General features: G+C 56.1%; 18 protein-coding genes and 1 pseudogene. 11 read left to right on the top strand and 8 right to left on the bottom strand.

Going from position 1 to position 17143, the window contains the following annotated elements; all coding sequences use genetic code 11:
* Positions 1-49 precede the first annotated feature (49 nt).
* A complete protein-coding gene (locus tag HBO09_RS10095; RefSeq protein WP_169992488.1) occupies positions 50-1294 on the top strand; it encodes a lipoprotein-releasing ABC transporter permease subunit in 1245 nt (414 codons plus the stop codon).
* Positions 1295-1399: 105 nt separating this feature from the next.
* Here the strand turns inward: HBO09_RS10095 and HBO09_RS10100 are convergent, their stop codons facing one another.
* Both HBO09_RS10100 and HBO09_RS10105 read right to left on the bottom strand, forming a co-directional pair.
* Positions 1400-2761: a heavy metal sensor histidine kinase gene (locus HBO09_RS10100; RefSeq protein ID WP_169992486.1), complete on the bottom strand. Its 1362-nt coding sequence runs from the start codon at positions 2759-2761 to the stop codon at positions 1400-1402.
* On the bottom strand, positions 2761-3441 hold the full coding sequence (locus HBO09_RS10105) for a heavy metal response regulator transcription factor (protein WP_169992484.1): 681 nt from the start codon (positions 3439-3441) through the stop codon (positions 2761-2763). Before HBO09_RS10105 ends, HBO09_RS10100 begins: the two co-directional genes overlap by 1 nt.
* A gap of 156 nt (positions 3442-3597) precedes the next feature.
* On the opposite strand from HBO09_RS10105, the gene HBO09_RS10110 reads away from it, so the two are divergent.
* Positions 3598-4122 carry a cupredoxin family protein gene (locus HBO09_RS10110; protein WP_169992482.1) on the top strand — a complete coding sequence of 175 codons (525 nt, stop codon included), beginning with the start codon at positions 3598-3600 and terminating at the stop codon, positions 4120-4122.
* 67 nt (positions 4123-4189) lie between these two features.
* Positions 4190-5020, top strand: coding sequence for an NADPH-dependent 7-cyano-7-deazaguanine reductase QueF (gene queF / locus HBO09_RS10115; protein WP_169992480.1), 831 nt, complete (start codon positions 4190-4192; stop codon positions 5018-5020).
* A 130-nt stretch (positions 5021-5150) separates the two neighbouring features.
* Here queF and HBO09_RS10120 read toward each other — a convergent pair whose 3' ends face one another.
* On the bottom strand, positions 5151-5417 hold the full coding sequence (locus tag HBO09_RS10120; RefSeq protein WP_169992478.1) for a DUF4404 family protein: 267 nt from the start codon (positions 5415-5417) through the stop codon (positions 5151-5153).
* Between the two features lie 110 nt (positions 5418-5527).
* Positions 5528-6139, bottom strand: coding sequence for an HAD family phosphatase (locus tag HBO09_RS10125; RefSeq protein ID WP_169992476.1), 612 nt, complete (start codon positions 6137-6139; stop codon positions 5528-5530).
* Positions 6140-6334: 195 nt separating this feature from the next.
* Here HBO09_RS10125 and HBO09_RS10130 point away from each other — a divergent pair, with 195 nt between their 5' ends.
* Positions 6335-7021, top strand: coding sequence for a VacJ family lipoprotein (locus HBO09_RS10130; RefSeq protein ID WP_169992474.1), 687 nt, complete (start codon positions 6335-6337; stop codon positions 7019-7021).
* Positions 7022-7080: 59 nt separating this feature from the next.
* Here HBO09_RS10130 and HBO09_RS10135 read toward each other — a convergent pair whose 3' ends face one another.
* Positions 7081-7377 carry a PilZ domain-containing protein gene (locus HBO09_RS10135; protein WP_169992471.1) on the bottom strand — a complete coding sequence of 99 codons (297 nt, stop codon included), beginning with the start codon at positions 7375-7377 and terminating at the stop codon, positions 7081-7083.
* Between the two features lie 277 nt (positions 7378-7654).
* Here HBO09_RS10135 and rssB point away from each other — a divergent pair, with 277 nt between their 5' ends.
* Complete coding sequence (rssB, locus tag HBO09_RS10140; protein ID WP_169992469.1) at positions 7655-8836, top strand: two-component system response regulator RssB; 1182 nt, start codon at positions 7655-7657, stop codon at positions 8834-8836.
* Positions 8836-9318: an anti-sigma factor antagonist RssC gene (rssC, locus tag HBO09_RS10145; RefSeq protein WP_029293846.1), complete on the top strand. Its 483-nt coding sequence runs from the start codon at positions 8836-8838 to the stop codon at positions 9316-9318. Before rssB ends, rssC begins: the two co-directional genes overlap by 1 nt.
* A gap of 135 nt (positions 9319-9453) precedes the next feature.
* Here the strand turns inward: rssC and tal are convergent, their stop codons facing one another.
* Both tal and dusA read right to left on the bottom strand, forming a co-directional pair.
* The gene (tal, locus tag HBO09_RS10150; protein WP_092231713.1) at positions 9454-10380 is read right to left on the bottom strand and encodes a transaldolase; all 927 of its coding nucleotides are present in this window, start codon (positions 10378-10380) and stop codon (positions 9454-9456) included.
* Between the two features lie 256 nt (positions 10381-10636).
* A complete protein-coding gene (gene dusA, locus HBO09_RS10155) occupies positions 10637-11632 on the bottom strand; it encodes a tRNA dihydrouridine(20/20a) synthase DusA (RefSeq protein ID WP_169992467.1) in 996 nt (331 codons plus the stop codon).
* 127 nt (positions 11633-11759) lie between these two features.
* Here dusA and HBO09_RS10160 point away from each other — a divergent pair.
* The 5 genes and pseudogenes from HBO09_RS10160 to HBO09_RS10180 all read left to right on the top strand — a co-directional run.
* Positions 11760-12080, top strand: a pseudogene (locus HBO09_RS10160) (terminase); the annotation flags it as partial.
* 1442 nt (positions 12081-13522) lie between these two features.
* Positions 13523-14380, top strand: a complete 858-nt coding sequence (locus HBO09_RS10165) for a winged helix-turn-helix domain-containing protein (protein WP_169992465.1) — start codon at positions 13523-13525, stop codon at positions 14378-14380.
* Complete coding sequence (locus HBO09_RS10170) at positions 14377-14871, top strand: hypothetical protein (protein ID WP_169992463.1); 495 nt, start codon at positions 14377-14379, stop codon at positions 14869-14871. Before HBO09_RS10165 ends, HBO09_RS10170 begins: the two co-directional genes overlap by 4 nt.
* A 597-nt stretch (positions 14872-15468) precedes the next feature.
* Positions 15469-16263 (top strand): nitrilase-related carbon-nitrogen hydrolase, encoded by a 795-nt coding sequence (locus HBO09_RS10175; protein ID WP_169992461.1) that lies wholly within the window; start codon positions 15469-15471, stop codon positions 16261-16263.
* The gene (locus HBO09_RS10180) at positions 16235-16471 is read left to right on the top strand and encodes a hypothetical protein (protein ID WP_169992459.1); all 237 of its coding nucleotides are present in this window, start codon (positions 16235-16237) and stop codon (positions 16469-16471) included. The genes HBO09_RS10175 and HBO09_RS10180 overlap by 29 nt, the downstream gene beginning before the upstream one ends.
* A gap of 35 nt (positions 16472-16506) precedes the next feature.
* Here HBO09_RS10180 and HBO09_RS10185 read toward each other — a convergent pair whose 3' ends face one another.
* The gene (locus HBO09_RS10185; protein WP_169992457.1) at positions 16507-17055 is read right to left on the bottom strand and encodes a cytochrome b; all 549 of its coding nucleotides are present in this window, start codon (positions 17053-17055) and stop codon (positions 16507-16509) included.
* Between the last annotated feature and the right edge of the window lie 88 nt (positions 17056-17143).

Below are 17143 nucleotides of genomic sequence, written 5' to 3' on the forward strand. Positions count from 1 at the left end.
CCCGGGCGCCTGTGCCTGGGTTTTCTATTTTTTCAGGCGGTGCAAGCGAATGTTCAGACCGTTATCGATTTTCATCGGCACGCGCTATACCCGCGCCAAGCGCCGCAACCGTTTTGTTTCGTTTATCTCGATGACCTCGATGATCGGCCTCGCCTTGGGCGTGCTGGCGATGATCGTGGTGTTGTCGGTGATGAACGGGTTCCAGCGGGAAATGAGCTCGCGCATTCTTGGCATGGTGCCGCATGCCACCATCGTCGGCGTCAACCCGATCAGCGACTGGCAGCCGGTGGCCGCCGCAGCCCTGAAAAATCCCGAAGTGACCGCCGCCGTGCCGTTTACCGAGATGGAGGGCATGTTGTCCTATAAGGGCTCGATGCAGCCGATCCAGATCAGCGGTATCGACCCGGCCCAGGAAGGCAAGGTGTCCATCGTCACCCAGCATATCGTCCAGGGCAGTCTTGAAAACCTGCAGCCGGGTGAGTTCGGCGTGGTGATCGGGGAAATCACCGCGCGCCGTTTCCGCCTGAACGTGGGCGACAAGCTGACGTTGATCGTCCCGGAAATCAGCACTGCTCCTGGCGGCATCACCCCGCGCATGCAGCGTTTGAACGTGGTGGGCGTGTTCAAGGTCGGTGCCGAGCTGGACGGTTCGATGGCCCTGATCCATGTCGCCGATGCCGCGCAAATGCTGCGTTGGCAGCCCAACCAGGTGCAAAGTGTGCGCCTGGCGGTCAAGGATTTGTATGCGGCGCCCAAGGTTTCGGCGGATATCGCCACCGGCCTCGGCGCAGCCTACAAGGCGGACGACTGGACCCATACCCAGGGCAGCCTGTTCAGCGCGATGAAGATGGAAAAGACCATGATTGGCCTGCTGTTGCTGATGATCGTCGCCGTCGCGGCCTTCAATATCATCGCCACGCTGATCATGGTGGTGAACGACAAGGGCGCGGACATCGCGATCCTGCGCACCATTGGCGCCACGCCACGGCAGATCATGGCGATCTTCATGGTCCAAGGCACGGTGATCGGTATCGTCGGCACGTTGATCGGCGGTGTGCTGGGGGTGATTGCCGCGCTCAACGTCAGTGAGTTGGTGGGCTGGATGGAGCGCGTGACCGGGCAGCATATCTTCAGTTCGGACGTGTATTTTGTCAGCAACCTGCCTTCCGAACTGCAAGGTGGCGATGTGCTGCTGATTTGCAGCGCCGGGTTTGTGTTGAGCTTTTTGGCGACGATCTACCCGGCGTATCGCGCGGCGAAGATCGAGCCGGCGCATGCTCTGAGATATTCGTAGGTTTTGAGATCGCTATCGCAGGCAAGCCAGCTCCCACATTTGACTGTATTCACAAATCAAAATGTGGGAGCTGGTTTGCCCGCGATGAGGCCCGTCCAGCTTGCATCAATCCCCCTTGGGTAACTCAATCACAAACCGCGTCCACCCCGGCTGCGACTCACAGAAAATCCTCCCCCCGTGCGCCCGCACAATCGACTGGGTGATCGCCAACCCAAGCCCCGCATGCTCGCTGCTACCTTCATGCCGCGCCGGATCCACACGGTAGAACCGGTCAAACAGTTTGGGCAGTAACGCCTGGGGGATCCCGGTCCCGGTGTTTTCCACACTCAGCGTTACGCACTCGGCGTTTTCGCTGATTCTCACCCGTACTTCACCCCCCGGCGGGGTAAAGCGCACGGCATTGTCCAACAGATTGGAAAACGCCCGGCGCAGCATGCTGCGGTCGCCGGCGGTAGTGGCGCTGCCGTCGCGCAGCAGATTGACCTGAGCGTCTTCGGCCAATGCCGCGAAAAACTCCAGCAACGCGTCCACCTCGTTGGCCAGGGCCAGCGGTTCGCGTTTGGGGTTCAGCAATCCGTGGTCGGCCTTGGCCAGGTACAGCATGTCATTGACCAGTTGGGCCATCCATTGCAGCTCCTCCAGATTGCTGTGCAGCGCTTCGCGGTAGTCCTCCAGCGGGCGGGGGTGGGTGAGGATCACCTGGGTCTGGGTCAGCAGGTTCGATAACGGCGTGCGCAGTTCATGGGCGATATCGGCAGAGAACGCCGACAGTCGCTGGAACGCGTCGTCCAGGCGGCTGAACATGGCGTTGAAGGCCTGGGCCAGTTCCGCCAACTCGGCCGGCATCTGTTCCTGGGGCAGGCGCTGGGTCAGGGAGTGGGCACGCACGCGGCTGGCCACTTCGGTCATCCGTCGCAGGGGCCGCAGCCCGCTGCGTGCGGCCCAGGCGCCGAGGAGTGCGGTCGCCACGGCGGACAGGCCCACCGTCAGCCAGATCAAGTGCTGCATGCGTTGCAGGAAGTGTTGGTGGTGCGTGATGTCCAGCATCAGTACGAGCTGCGCCGAACCTGGCTGGCCGGGATTCAAGGGGACGTTGTACACCCGGTAATTGGTGCCGGCGTTTTGCAGGCTGTGCAGGCCTGGGGTGGTGGGCAATTCGGCGGGAATGTACGGGGAGCTATCAAACCAGCGCTGGCCGTCTGCGGCGTTGATGCGCACGGATAGGTCAGGTTGATGGCTCAGTTCGTCGGTCAGTGCGGCCACGCGTTGGGCGAACAGCGCCGGGGTATCGGCATCTTGTAAGGCACTGCGCAGGGTCATCAGCTTGCTGTCGAGCAGTTGCTGGTCCAGTTCGATGAAGTGCTTTTCACTGGCCTGGCTGAACAATACGCCCGCCAGCAGCGAGACCACGGCGGTGCAACCGGCAAACAGCAACGCCAGACGGCTGGCCAGGGAGAGGCGCTTCATCAACTGAACCGCTCCTCCAGCACATAGCCCATGCCACGCACGGTGTGGATCAGCTTATTGGGAAAACCGTCATCGACCTTCAAGCGCAGGCGGCGGATGGCTACTTCGATGATATTGGTGTCGCTGTCGAAATTCATGTCCCAGACCTGGGAGGCAATCAGCGACTTGGGCAACACTTCACCCTGGCGGCGCAGGAGCATTTCCAGCAGGGCGAACTCCTTGGCGGTGAGGTCGATGCGCTGGTTGCTGCGTTCCACGCGACGGCGGATCAGGTCCAGGCGCAGGTCGGCCAGGTGCAGGCTGGTCTCTTGGGGGGTGCTGCTGCCCCGGCGCAACAGGCTGCGCACCCGGGCCAGCAGTTCGGAAAAGGCGAAAGGCTTGACTAGATAGTCGTCGCCACCCAACTCCAGGCCGTGGACCCGATCCTCGACCGCATCCCGCGCGGTGAGGAACAGCACCGGGATTTCCAGGCCGGCACTGCGCACGGCCTGGAGGATTTGCCAGCCGGTGCGCCCGGGAAGCATCACATCCAGAATCAGCAAGTCGTAGTCGCCCGTCAGCGCCAGATGTTGGCCGGTGGTGCCGTCGGCCACCAGTTCGGTATTGAACCCGGCTTCGGTCAGGCCCTGGCGCAGGTATTGGCCGGTTTTGGGTTGGTCTTCGACGATCAGCAGTTTCATAGGCAACTCATGGCAACGGGTAGCAGCGGGCTTTATACCGTGTGCACCGGGGGGCTGGCGCAACCTGACAAAGTTGTAATCTAGCAGTCAGGTAGCTGGCAGCGGCGCATTATTAGAGTGTCCCACAAGCGGGTCTTACACCTTTGGAGGATAAACATGTTTTTGCGTAAATCTTGGTGGCTGGCAGGTTGCCTGATGATGTTGAGTGTTCCGGCGCTGGCCGATGGTGGCCACACGTTTGCCTTTGGCCAGGCAGCGCCGGCAACCAAGGCCACTCGTACAGTTGAGGTGGTGCTGCAGGATATTTCCTTTGCCCCAACGTCTCTTGATGTAAAAGCCGGTGAGACGGTGCGCTTTGTGTTGGTCAACAAGGGCCGGTTGCTGCACGAATTCAACCTGGGTGATGCGCGCATGCATGCCGATCACCAGAAGGAAATGCTCAAGATGCAGGCCAGCGGCATGCTGACCGCCACCGGCATGGGCCAGATGGACCACGCAGCGATGGGGCATGGCGATATGGGCGGGATGAAACATGACGATCCCAACAGTGTGTTGGTGGAGCCAGGCAAGACCGCCGAACTGACCTGGACCTTCAGCATGGCTGGCGCGCTGGAATTTGCCTGCAACCTCCCAGGGCACTACCAGGCGGGAATGGTTGGCAAGCTGCACGTCAGCCCGTAAAGGTGATGCTCAAAGGCGCGAGCAAAGGCTGGTAGACTGGCGGGGTTTATTTAGCCAGGTTTCCGCCATGCATCCCGCAGCCGAACATTCGCCGCTGGGCAAGTCCAGTGAATACATCTCCACTTACACACCCTCATTGCTATTTCCCATCCCTCGCGCCGCCAAATGGGCCGAGTTGGGCCTCACCGCCGAAACGCTGCCTTACAACGGCGTGGATTTCTGGAACTGCTTTGAACTGTCCTGGCTGCTGCCGTCTGGCAAGCCGGTGGTGGCTATCGGTGAGTTCAGCATCCCGGCTGACTCGCCGAACATCATCGAGTCGAAATCCTTCAAGCTCTACCTCAATTCGTTGAACCAGACGCCGTTCGCCGAGGTGTCCGACCTTGAGGCGACCTTGCGTGCTGACTTGAGCGCGGCGGCCGGAAAATCGGTGGGCGTGCGCATCCGCAGCCTGGCCGAGGTGGAAGACGAAGGCGTGGTACGCCTGCCGGGGGTGTGCATTGATGACCTGGATATCAGCGTCAGCAACTACGAGCACCCGCGCCCGGAACTGCTGCGCTGCGACGATTCCCGTGTGGTCGAGGAGAGCGTGCACAGCCATTTGCTCAAGTCCAACTGCCCGGTGACCAGCCAACCGGATTGGGGCAGCGTGGCGGTGGAGTACCGCGGCGCGGCGTTGGATCATTCCAGCTTGTTGGAATATCTGGTGAGTTTCCGCCAGCACTCGGACTTTCATGAACAGTGCGTGGAGCGGATCTTTCTCGATCTGCAGCGCTTGCTCAAGCCTGAGAAATTGACGGTTTATGCGCGGTATGTGCGTCGGGGCGGGTTGGATATCAATCCTTACCGCAGTACCGAGGTTGTGCAGTTCCAGAACCTGCGCCTGGCCCGCCAGTAAGCTTCAAACCAAACAAATGTGGGAGCTGGCTTGCCTGCGATAGCGGTCTTTCAGTCAAAAGTTAGGTGACTGATACACCGCCATCGCAGGCAAGCCAGCTCCCACATTGGGTTTTGGGCTTGGCTTGGGGTCAGATGCCCATATTGCCCAGGGTCACCACAATATTGCGCAATGTCCCGGCAATGCCCGGATGCTCCAACTCGAAGCGTTCTACCGCCAGGTTTACACCGTCTGCAAGGCTGGGGTTCTGGGTGGCAGGCTCCAGTTCCAGTTGCACTTCAAACTTGGCAATCAATGCTTCCAGCGCTTCGCGTTTTTCCAGTGGCAGAGGCGGGTCCTGTTTCAATTGCTCGCGCAGGATGGAAACCTGTTCTTGCAGTTTTTCGCGGGCAGGCATGGCGTTCTTCCTTTTATCGATAGGCACTGGCATAGACCACGGCACGCCGAGAAAGGTCTACGGGATGACCTGTAGATTAATCCACTGGCGGCGACTGTGCATGATCTTGATCAGGGCTTTTCGCCTTTGAGCCGGCGCAGGCGGATGTCCGCAAGGCACGTGCCCAGCTCACCCAGATGATCGATTACCGAGTGCACCCCCAGCCCGTATAGCGCGACGGTGGCCTTGGCGCGCTTGTGTTCACGCGCCTGTTCGTCCAGTGCTTGCCATTGGGCCGGGGAGAGCCCGCACAAAGACCCGCAGGACGCCAAGCCAATCGTCCAGAGCCCCGCATTGAGCCCCGACTGCAGCAGTCGGGGTTCTCCACTGACCAGCACGCAGCCATCCAGGCGCGCAATGTTCAGGTCCATCAAGGCTTGCCAGCAGGCATGGGGCGCAGGCCAGGGGATGGTTGCAGGGCGGGTACCTTGGACCCAGCCGGGCAGGGCTGTGGCCAGTGCCGTGGTGACGGTGGAGGGCAACTCATCCAACCAGGCGCAGGGGGTGCCTTGTTGACTGAGCGATTGCAGGATATTCAGGGCGCCAGGGGTGGCCAGGGTTTCGCCAGCGGGGATGGTTCCGGCGTGGGCCATGGAACCGAAGTCCACCAGGCAACCACTGAGCCCAAACAACACGGCGGTCAGGGCGGGGGCGTTGTCTGCAAGGATCTGGGGGTGGGGCATGTGGACGTCCCTGAAAATAGCTGTGACGCTATCGAAGGTCCGTGACAGGCAGATGACACCTGACTAGATTGTGGGAAAATTGTACATTTTCTGAATGACAATTCCGTCAAGCTGCCTAATCCTACACTTCCGTCATATACTGCCGCCTTATTCAGGGCATAGCGCCCATGACAGATCATTCAAGGAGTTCAAGCTATGCGCTGGAGCCAGTGTCTTGCTCAACTATCGGTGTGTGCCAGTGTCCTGCTGGTCCCTTTCGCTGCCCAGGCTGCGGAAGACGATCCATGGGAAAGCATCAACCGCCCGATCTTCACCTTCAACGACACCGTTGATACCTACGCATTGAAACCATTGGCCCAGGGCTATCAGTTCATTACTCCGCAATTTGTCGAAGACGGTATCCACAACTTCTTCCGCAATATCGGTGATGTGGGCAACCTGGCCAACAACGTGCTGCAGCTCAAGCCTCAAAAGGCGGGTGTCGACACCGCGCGCTTGCTGGTCAACACCACGTTTGGCGTGTTGGGCCTGGTTGATGTCGGCACCAAAATGGGGCTGCAACGCAGCGATGAAGACTTCGGCCAGACCCTCGGTTACTGGGGCGTGGGCAGCGGTCCTTACGTGATGCTGCCATTGCTGGGCCCAAGCACCCTGCGTGATGCTCCGTCCAAGTATGTCGACAGCTACACCGAACCGTACCGCTACATGAACGACATTCCTACGCGTAACAGCGCCATGGGCCTGGATATCATCGATACTCGCGCCAGCCTGCTGTCGGCTGAAAAGCTGATCAACGGCGACAAATACACCTTTATCCGCAACGCCTACCTGCAGAACCGTGAGTTCAAGGTCAAGGATGGCAATGTAGTGGATGACTTTTAAGGTTAAACCTTGAATGAAAAAGGCGGCCCTCGAGGCCGCCTTTTTTGTGTGCATTGATTTCAGTACTTCTTGAGGATTTTCAGGCCCAGGTGTAGATCGTCGTCTTCTTTTTTGGCCCATACCACTTCGGTGTCCGCTTCCAGGCCTTTGAGCGCGGCATGTTCTGAGTCGATGCGCACCTTCAGTTGGTCACCCACGTTGAACGGGTGCTGCGCCTGGACCTGCATTCCAGAGCTGGAGAGGTCCAGGCAGACCCCGGCAATCTCTTGTCCGGCATGGATCAGCGACACGTCGGCATCCACCCTCATGCGGATGAAATCGCGCTTTTCTGCGTAGTTACGTTCATTTGCGCTCATAGCTTTCATCCTTCCATTGCGTTGTGGTTTTGCCTGTTCTTATAACTCCCGGTGATTTGCGATGTAAAGACGCCCAGCGACCATCGGCATGAGCTTGAAACCCCTGGCGGATGGGAGTACCGTCTGCGCCTTAGAAGGGCACCTCTGCTTTACCTTTGTGCGTGGGCCAACAGCTCATGTTTTGTAGGACAGAGAGGCTAGAAAGCGAATCCAGTAGTGCGAGCCGGGCCATTGCCTGACTGCCTACGCCAACCTAATTCTGGCGCCGTTTGCCCACATGCAAAAAACCAGTGCCACGCTGCTGATAATCGATGACGACGAAGTAGTGCGCGCGAGTCTCGCAGCCTATTTGGAAGACAGTGGCTTCAGCGTCCTGCAGGCCGGCAATGGTCTTCAGGGTCTCCAGGTGTTTGAGCGCGACCAGCCCGACCTGGTGATCTGCGACTTGCGCATGCCCCAGATGGGCGGCCTTGAGCTGATCCGCCAGGTGACCGAGCTTGCCCCGCAGACGCCGGTGATTGTCGTATCCGGTGCCGGGGTGATGAACGACGCCGTGGAGGCCTTGCGCCTGGGCGCCGCCGATTACCTGATCAAACCCCTGGAAGACCTGGCCGTATTGGAGCACTCGGTGCGCCGCGCGTTGGATCGTGCCCGCCTGCTGTTGGAAAACCAGCGCTACCGCGAGAAGCTCGAAACCGCCAACCGTGAACTCGAAGCCAGTCTCAACCTGCTTCAGGAAGACCAGAACGCCGGTCGCCAGGTGCAGATGAACATGCTGCCGGTCAGTCCCTGGAGCATCGACGAGTTCCAGTTCGCCCACCAGATCATCCCGTCGTTGTACCTGTCGGGTGATTTTGTCGACTATTTCCGCGTGGATGAGCGCCGCGTCGCGTTCTATCTGGCCGATGTCTCTGGACACGGCGCATCCTCTGCATTCGTCACCGTGTTGTTGAAGTTCATGACCACACGGCTGTTGTTCGAATCCAAGCGCAACGGCACCTTGCCGGAGTTCACTCCCTCGCAAGTGCTGGGCCACATCAACCGGGGCTTGATCAGCTGCAAGCTGGGCAAGCACGTGACGATGGTCGGCGGCGTGATTGATGAAGAAACCGGTCTGTTGACCTACAGCATTGGCGGTCACCTGCCATTGCCGGTTTTATACACTCCAGACAGTGTGCGTTATCTGGAAGGGCGTGGTCTGCCGGTTGGCCTGTTCAATGAAGCCACCTATGAAGACCATATCCTGGAGTTGCCACCGGCCTTCAGCCTGACGCTGATGTCCGATGGCATCCTGGACCTTCTTCCAGAGCCTACACTCAAAGAGAAAGAAGCCGCCTTGCCCGAACGGGTAAGGTCGGCGGGCGGCAGCCTGGATGGCCTGCGGCAGGTTTTTGGATTGGCCACGCTAGGGGAGATGCCGGATGATATCGCCCTATTGGTGTTGAGCAGGAATCTTTGATGAGTACCGGAAGAATCCAATTCGCCGAGCAAGACGGGACCTTCGTCCTGAAGTTTGTCGGTGAAGTGCGCCTGACCTTGTGTTCGGCGCTGGATGCAACGATTGAGCGGATTTTCACTGCCTTGAACTTCTCGGCGATCGTGATCGATCTGACCGAAACCCGCAGCATCGATAGCACCACCCTTGGGCTGTTGGCCAAGTTGTCCATTCTGTCTCGGCAGAAGGTTGGGCTGCTGCCGACCGTCGTCACCACCCACGAAGACATCACCCGGCTGTTGCAGTCGATGGGCTTCGACCAGGTGTTCAACATCGTTGACCGCCCGATCCCGTGTCCGGAGTGCCTGACCGACTTGCCGTCCCAGGACCAGTCCGAGGAAGTGGTTCGGCTCAAGGTGCTGGAGGCGCACAAGATCTTGATGGGCCTGAACGAATCCAATCGCGAAGCCTTCCACGATCTGGTCAACGCCCTCGAGCGGCACTGACCTCACGGTTGGAGCACGGTCAAAATGTGGGAGCTGGCTTGCCTGCGATAGCGCCAGCCCAACCAACACAGACTGAACGGGTACAAAAAAGGGCGGCATCCTAACAGATGCCGCCCTTTTTACCGTGCCCGCTTTTTACAGCTTGGCGCTCAACAACGCCTCCAGCTTCTCCTGGTCACGAGCAAACTGACGAATGCCCTCAGCCAGCTTCTCAGTGGCCATCGCATCCTCGTTGGACTCCCAACGGAACTGCGCTTCTGTCATATGCACACGAGGTTCACCGGCATGGCCTGGCGCCAGTTTGCGCTCCAGCTTGCCATTGTCGGCCGCCAGTTTCTCCAGCAAGTCCGGGCTGATGGTCAGGCGGTCGCAGCCGGCCAACTCTTCGATCTGGCTCAGGTTGCGGAAGCTCGCGCCCATCACCACCGTCTTGTAGCCATTGGCCTTGTAGTAGTTGTAGATGCGCGTTACCGACTGCACGCCTGGATCATCGGTGCCGGTGTAGTCGTTACCATTGGCCTTTTTGTACCAGTCGTAGATACGACCGACAAACGGCGAAATCAGGAACACCCCGGCTTCAGCGCAGGCCACGGCCTGGGCGAAGGAGAACAGCAGGGTCAGGTTGGTCTGGATGCCTTCCTTTTCCAGTTGCTCGGCGGCGCGAATGCCTTCCCAGGTGGATGCGATCTTGATCAGTACGCGGTCGCGGCCAATACCGGCCTTTTCGTACAGGTCGATCAGGCGATGCGCACGCTTGAGTACTGCGTCAGTGTCGAACGACAGGCGGGCATCCACTTCGGTGGAAATGCGCCCTGGCACCACTTTCAGGATCTCTTGACCGACAGCCACCGCAAAACGGTCACTGGCCAGGCCCACATCACCGTTGCAATCCTGCACGCAGGCATCCAGCAGCTTGGCGTAGGCTGGAATCGACGCAGCCTTGAGCAAGAGGGAAGGGTTGGTGGTGGCATCCTGCGGCTTGACGCGAGCGATAGCTTCAAAATCGCCAGTGTCGGCAACTACAGTGGTGAATTGCTTGAGTTGTTCCAGCTTGGAAGTCATGGGCGTGCTCTGTCCTATGGGTCTGATGACATTACCCGAGGGCTGCTAGCCGCTCAAGGGCGCAAATGCGTTCGATCGTTTGCGAGGGCAACAACCTGAAAACAGCCGTTTGAATGACCGGCCGTGCTGGTAAATAGGAGGGCAGAATCGCTATCAGGTTCAACCCGATGCAATAAACGCTGAGATCAAAGGTGGGAGCGGGCTTGCCCGCGATAGCGATGGACCCGTCACCGAATAAATCGACTGGCACCGTCCATCAGCGACCCTCCAGCAACGCCCCAGCCTGATCCAACAAAGCCAACGGATCCGCAGCCTTGTGAATATCTACCGACAACAACTGCCGAAACCGGCGCGCCCCCGGAAATCCGGTGCCCAGCCCCAACACATGCCGCGTAATGTGATGCATCGCCCCACCCGCAGCCAGGTGCGCGGCGATATATGGCCGCAACTGCGCCAACACCTCGGCCCGACTGATCACCGGCGCCGTACTGCCAAACAACCGCTGATCCACTTCTGCCAGCAAATACGGATTGTGATAAGCCTCACGACCCAGCATCACCCCATCAAACACCTGCAAATGCTCTGCACATTGCTCCAGCGTCTTGATTCCGCCGTTGAGAACAATCTCCAGCTCGGCAAAATCGCGCTTCAACTGCGCGGCCACGTCATAACGCAGCGGCGGAATGTCCCGATTCTCCTTGGGTGACAGCCCCTCCAGAATCGCAATCCGCGCATGCACGGTAAAACTGGTGCAACCGGCGTCCTTCACTTGCCCGACGAAATCACACAGTTGGGCATAACTATCCCGCCCGTTGATCCCGATACGATGCTTGACCGTCACCGGAATCGACACCGCATCGCGCATAGCCTTCACACAGTCCGCCACAAGAGCGGGGTGCCCCATCAGGCATGCGCCGATCATATTGTTCTGCACCCGGTCGCTGGGACAGCCGACGTTCAGATTCACCTCGTCATAACCCGCGTCCTGGGCCATACGGGCACAAGCCGCTAAATCCGCCGGAACACTGCCGCCCAGTTGTAACGCCAGCGGATGCTCGGCTTCGTTGTGACGCAGGAAACGTTCGTGGTCGCCATGGAGGATGGCGCCAGTGGTGACCATCTCGGTGTAGAGCAGGGCGTGCTTGGAGAGCAGGCGCAGGAAGTAGCGGCAGTGGTGGTCGGTCCAGTCCATCATCGGGGCGACGGAGAAGCGACGGGAGAAAGCTTGTGTTGGAGCTTTGTTTGGAGGCATGAGGATCTGAGTTGAGCTTTGCGAAGGGGAGGCAGTTTAACAGGAATGGGTTCGCGGGGATGGCGTGGGCCCGTCCGTTGAGGTTGTCGTAGTTAAATAAATCTGTCCCCTTTTCCCAGTCCCCTTTTCCCAGCTGGTGCGCCAATTCTTCCCCAACGTCACCACCTTCAGCTACTCGCCAGAGGTCAAGACGCGCCTGGTGCTGAAGGCCTATGAGGTGATCCACCGGGGCCGGCTGGAGTTCGATGCCGGCTGGACCGATATGGCGCAGTCGCTGATGACGATCCGCAAGACCATCACCGCAGGCGGTCGCCAATTCACTTATACCGCCGGCCGCAACGACAACACCGGTCACGCCGATCTGGCATGGGCGCTCTTTCATGCATTGCACAACGAACCGCAGGAAGGGCAGACCACTGCCAATACCGGGCGGATGGAGATTTTTTGATGTCGAGCCGCCGCAGAAGTACCAAGCAGATGGCCCAGGTGCCCACCGTGACAACGCAGGAGTTTATCCCGCGTAGTGAGGGCAAGATCGAGGCGTTCAGCTTCGGTGAATGCAGGTGGGTTTGGGTCGATCAGGGAGGCGGCGCAGATTTACGCAGCCAATGAACTGGAGCCGATTCAGGCGCGAATGACGCAGTTGAATGACTGGATTGGGGAGGAGGTAATGCGCTTCAAACCTTATGAAGTTAGCGAATCCATCTGAGGTTTTTGAAAGTAAGGAAGGGTTGTTGCTTTTTTGATAGCTACCCCGGATTGGTGAGGGTTTAAAGGCCCTATGCAATATTGCAGGTGTTGTATAAGAAGTACGTTGTGAGGTGATGGGTGACTTAACTAAATTGTAACCGACAATAATTCTCTAACTGTCAGATAAGGCTGTAGGGGCGGTGAAGTACTATCTTCCTAGACTCGTTGGTTTCTAATTTTACTGAGAGACACAATTTTTATTGTTTTGCCGGTCGGAAGCACAGCCCAAAGACCCCCTGAAACCTTGAGGGACGATGAGGGGGGGTGCGCATTATATATCTCAAGAATTTCTAGTGTCAGTGACGGAGCTCCTGCTCAAGTTTTCAATAATATTAGAAACCTGCTGAAGGGTTGAAGGAGGTCGATGTGCAATGGTGGGGTTTTTAATTAATCCGTTGGTTGGTGAAGTTGCGCCTTGATGTATGTCTTAATATTGAATGCACAATAATTACCAAGGCTCAGGGGTCAAGCGTAAGTTATGAATGTCTTGTGCTCTGCTTCTATTGGTGGATGGGCAAGCTCCAGTATCTCTAGGTATCCAGATAAGGCAAGCCGGTTTTTATACGAATCGACTGTAATAGCCTTTGAAATGCTCGGTTTTTGAAGTGTGGCCAGTTCTTGGAACTGGCTTAACTCTTTGCTGGTAATTGTTTCTCTATTAAAAAAGTGTTGTTACTGATGGTTAACTTGAGGTTGATGGAGTTTTTGCTTGTTGAGGTTATCTCGATTGAAATTTTATCGCAGAAACTTGATGAGTTGTGGGTTGGGCTCGAAGGAAGATTGCTAATAATAATACGATCACCAAGCGCGGCGCTAAAAACCTGGCTAAACGAGTGTGCAGGAATTAACTGTCGCTTGTTCAAGTCGAGGATCTGCTGTTGGTAATCCTTCGATAGTTGGTCGTGTTCGACAAAGCAGTTGGTACTATTGGCGTTCGACTTATTTTGCATGTTCGTTGCTCCACAATTCGTTACGTCAAATTTGGAGGTTGTTTAACGCTCGGTCAAATCATTGATCGTTTATTAATTTTATTTGCTTGGGGGTGAGAGAGATTTCGTAGTGTGGGGGTTTCCTTTGCGTTTCTACTGCTTCAGTATCGTCTATATTGATTATGAGTCCGATCTAAAGTGAGAAGCGGCTATGCCTGATCAGGAAATAGGTGTGGGGGTTGAAGTTTTTACAGTCTATATGGACTCTGGGAAGAAGAGGTGGGCTCGTTTGTTTTTTGACGGCCCTAAAAAAAGGTTGAGGGTGAGAGATCTTGAGGAGCAGCCCATCATCTGCAACCTTGGTACTGCGGAGATTAGGGTCTTGTATCAACTTGTCTCTAGGTCGGGAGAAGTATTTAACAAGGAGCAGTTAATTCTGTTTGGTTGGCCTGGGCGTGTAGTTGCAACTGGTAGCTTGGCGCAGGCTATTTTTAATATAAGGTCTTTCTTCGGTGCGGATGGACATGGAATTATTGTTACTAGTCCGAAAACTGGCTATATGTTTAATTCGGACTTTTTGGTTGGCTCTCTCAGTGTTGAAAAACAGTCGGTTCAGGAGTTGGGCGTAGCAACTAATAGTGCAGATCTAACTTTTACAGTTGATGAGAGAGCCAGCAAGTCTTTTGGGTGGGTAAACCGGAAGCACGTTGTTGTGCGTTTGTTGAGGGTGTTTGTTTTTTTGTTTTTTTTGGCTTCCTTGATCTACTTGTTTGAGCCGGAGTTTGAGATTTTAACTAGGGATCCTCTAAGGATTACAAAATTTAATGTTGGGGAGCTTGATGTTGAATTTATTACCTCATTAAAAAAAGATATTGCAGCTCCTTTGGAGGCTCAAATTAAAAATATCCCTATGGGGTCTTATGGGAAAATTATGGTTAGGGTTCATGAAAAAAGATATAGGGTTGTATGTTATACTTCCGCAGGCTTCAGCTCTTATACAGTGCCGATATCGGTACCGTTGGATTATGCTGTTGCGAATTGCCTGTCACGCGCAGGAGGGGAGTCATGAGCTTTAAAAGGTTTATGTTCTTGGTTATTCTGATTTGTAGTTTGGTTTTGATTGCGCTGGCAGTTTATTTGCGAGAGTGGGGCGTGGAAAAAAATGTCGAGTATAAAATGCGCACTGCAATATACCTCGAGAAAGATAATGCGTTGAAAAATGAGCGCGTGATAAATAATATTGAAACTATGACGCTGGGACACCGATCGTTTCAATATACTTCGACTTGGCAAAAGGCGGGAGAAACCGAATACTTATATGTGACCGGGGATATTACTCCTATTTGGGGTGCGTATGCCTATATGTCCATCGAAAAGCAAGTTGTGACGGATGGGCTGCGCACTTTATTAAGTGAGCTCGGAGTTCCTATTATATTAGATAGGCAGCTGGAGCTCTCGGAGGGTAGCACTTCGTATGTCCGCCTACTAAAAAACGACTCTTCAGGGATGTGTTTCTATCACTACGATAATAATAGCCTGTTCTGCTTCGGCCTTAGATAGACACGTCGACGATGCCGAGCGCCAAGTGTCCTTAGACGCTTGGCGCCCTGATTGGGCCCACCGTTTTCCCCTGGGATGCACTCCACAGGCGGCTACACGCCGAACAGGTCTTCGGTGTACCTCGGCCTCTCGGAACTAAATAAAAGCCTGGATACCCCGTGAAGCCAGTCAACGCCTTGTTCCGTAATCTGAGCAGTTCGCGGGGAGGGGGCACGAATCTGTTGAGGTTATCGGAGTTAAATAAATCTAGCCCATTTTCCCTCGGTCTTTTCCCTTCACATGGCTGCACTCTCACTCACCCAGCGTCAGATGTTGGAGTTTGTAGGTGATGTCGAGATTGGAGCGACAAGCAATTGCTACATAATTATGTGTAGAGACGATACAGAAAACGGACAAAATCGAACGCTAAGCGTGCGGGCCCTCAGGTTGAGGCATTAGAGGTCGAGGCCCAGGTGTCAGGAACCGCGAAAAACGGCCCAGCCCTGACTTGGCGCAGATGGCACCCCTGATAGCCGGTGAGGGTATAGTTCAACCTTACACCGCCCAACGGAAGATGAATCTGGGCCCAGAAAACCTTAGCAATGGTTGAACAATTTCATGCTGACCGCTTTTTTGCAGTATCCCGTTTCGTTTGGCGATCCAGCAGCAAATTTCAGGCAGATTTGCGATGTTGTGGACCAGGCACAATTTGATCTGTTGGTGATGCCCGAGCTTTGCACCATCGGTTATTTTCACGACTCCCGTGAAGCGTTGTTCCGTCGTGCTGAATCGGCGCTCGATGGGCCAACCGCGCAGTTTTTATTGAAACTATCAGCAGATAAGAACGCCACGTTAATTGCAGGCATCGCTGAGCGTGATGGCGATTACATATACAACACGGCGATTGTCGTATCACGGGGACGCTGGCTAGGGAAACAACGTAAATGTCACCTGTCACGCATAGAGAAAGTCCTCTTTACCCCGGGCGATTCATTGACGTGTTTTGATGACGGAATCTGCCGCTTTGGCGTTCTGACTTGTTTTGACCTCTGGATGCCAGAAGCCGCACGTTTGCTGGTGCGCCAGGGTGCACAACTATTGTGTTGTCCAGCCAACTATGGTGGTCCTTGGACAACCCAGCTTGCACGTATTCGAGCGATGGAAAATGCCACTCCGCTAATCTGTGCCAATCGTAGTGGTGTGGAGATGTATGAGGGCGTAGAGGTGACATTCAGGGGGGAAAGCCAAATTGTCGGGCCTATGGGAGAGGTTTGGGCATCTGCCACAGAGCAGACGGCGCTCGGCTTGTCGAGGATCGATCCCGCAGCTCACGTTCTCAAGGCGAATCCTATGTGTGATGACTTGATGGAAGAGGCAAGCCGCTATGCTTTATCAGGCCCACACCCAAAATGAACAGGCCGTGTCCGGCAGCAATACCGGCAACCGAAAGCCGGAAATTCAGGCCGCTATGGCAGATTGGAATGCCTTGGTGTTTTGTTTTTCCGAGCTCGGTGGCGCAACCGAAAAACGGCGAGAAAATGGTGGTGATGCAGTTTGTAGGGGCATTGAGGTATCGGATTGGCGCGCGCGCAGGGCTATCAGTTTATTAGGAACCGGGTAGCCCTGTTGATGCCGGGTATTGAGAGACCTTCCACGTTAGTCAACACGCCCCGGCAACATCCCCGCCAGTACCTTGTCCTTGTCCATAAAGTGATGCTTCAGCGCCACCACCATATGCCCACCCACAAGGATTCCGCATAGCCACGCACAGTAGGTATGAATCGCCTTTGCCAGGTCATAGAGGCTTTTATCTGCCTCCACCAGTGGCGGCAGCAAGAATATGCCCGCAACCAGAATGGGTTTGTCGGCGACCGAGCTCCAGTACCAGCCGGATAGTGGCAGCCCAACCAGCGCTACGATGTACAGCAGCAGATGGCCGATGAACGCAGCACGCTTGACCAGTGGGGTCATCGTATCGGGCAGTGCGGGTGCTGCATGGGTCAGGCGCCAGGCGATGCGCAGGACGACGAGGAATAGCAGAGTGCTGGCCATTGCCTTGTGTAAGAAGGTGAGTTGATGCAGCGGGTTGAATTCATCGCGCCAGTGAACGGCCAGGATCCCAATGACCCAGGCGACAATCCAGATAAGCGCCATACCCCAGTGCAGCCACTTTGCCGTGGCCGTATAACTTTTTACCGCAGTCATCTGGATATGCGCCTCCCCTTTGAGAAGACGCGATTATCGACAATCGGGCATGCCGGAAAACCGTAAAATGTCGATGATTCCCATCGAC

The organism is Pseudomonas sp. WS 5027, from assembly GCF_012985695.1.
Lineage (GTDB): Bacteria > Pseudomonadota > Gammaproteobacteria > Pseudomonadales > Pseudomonadaceae > Aquipseudomonas > Aquipseudomonas hygromyciniae.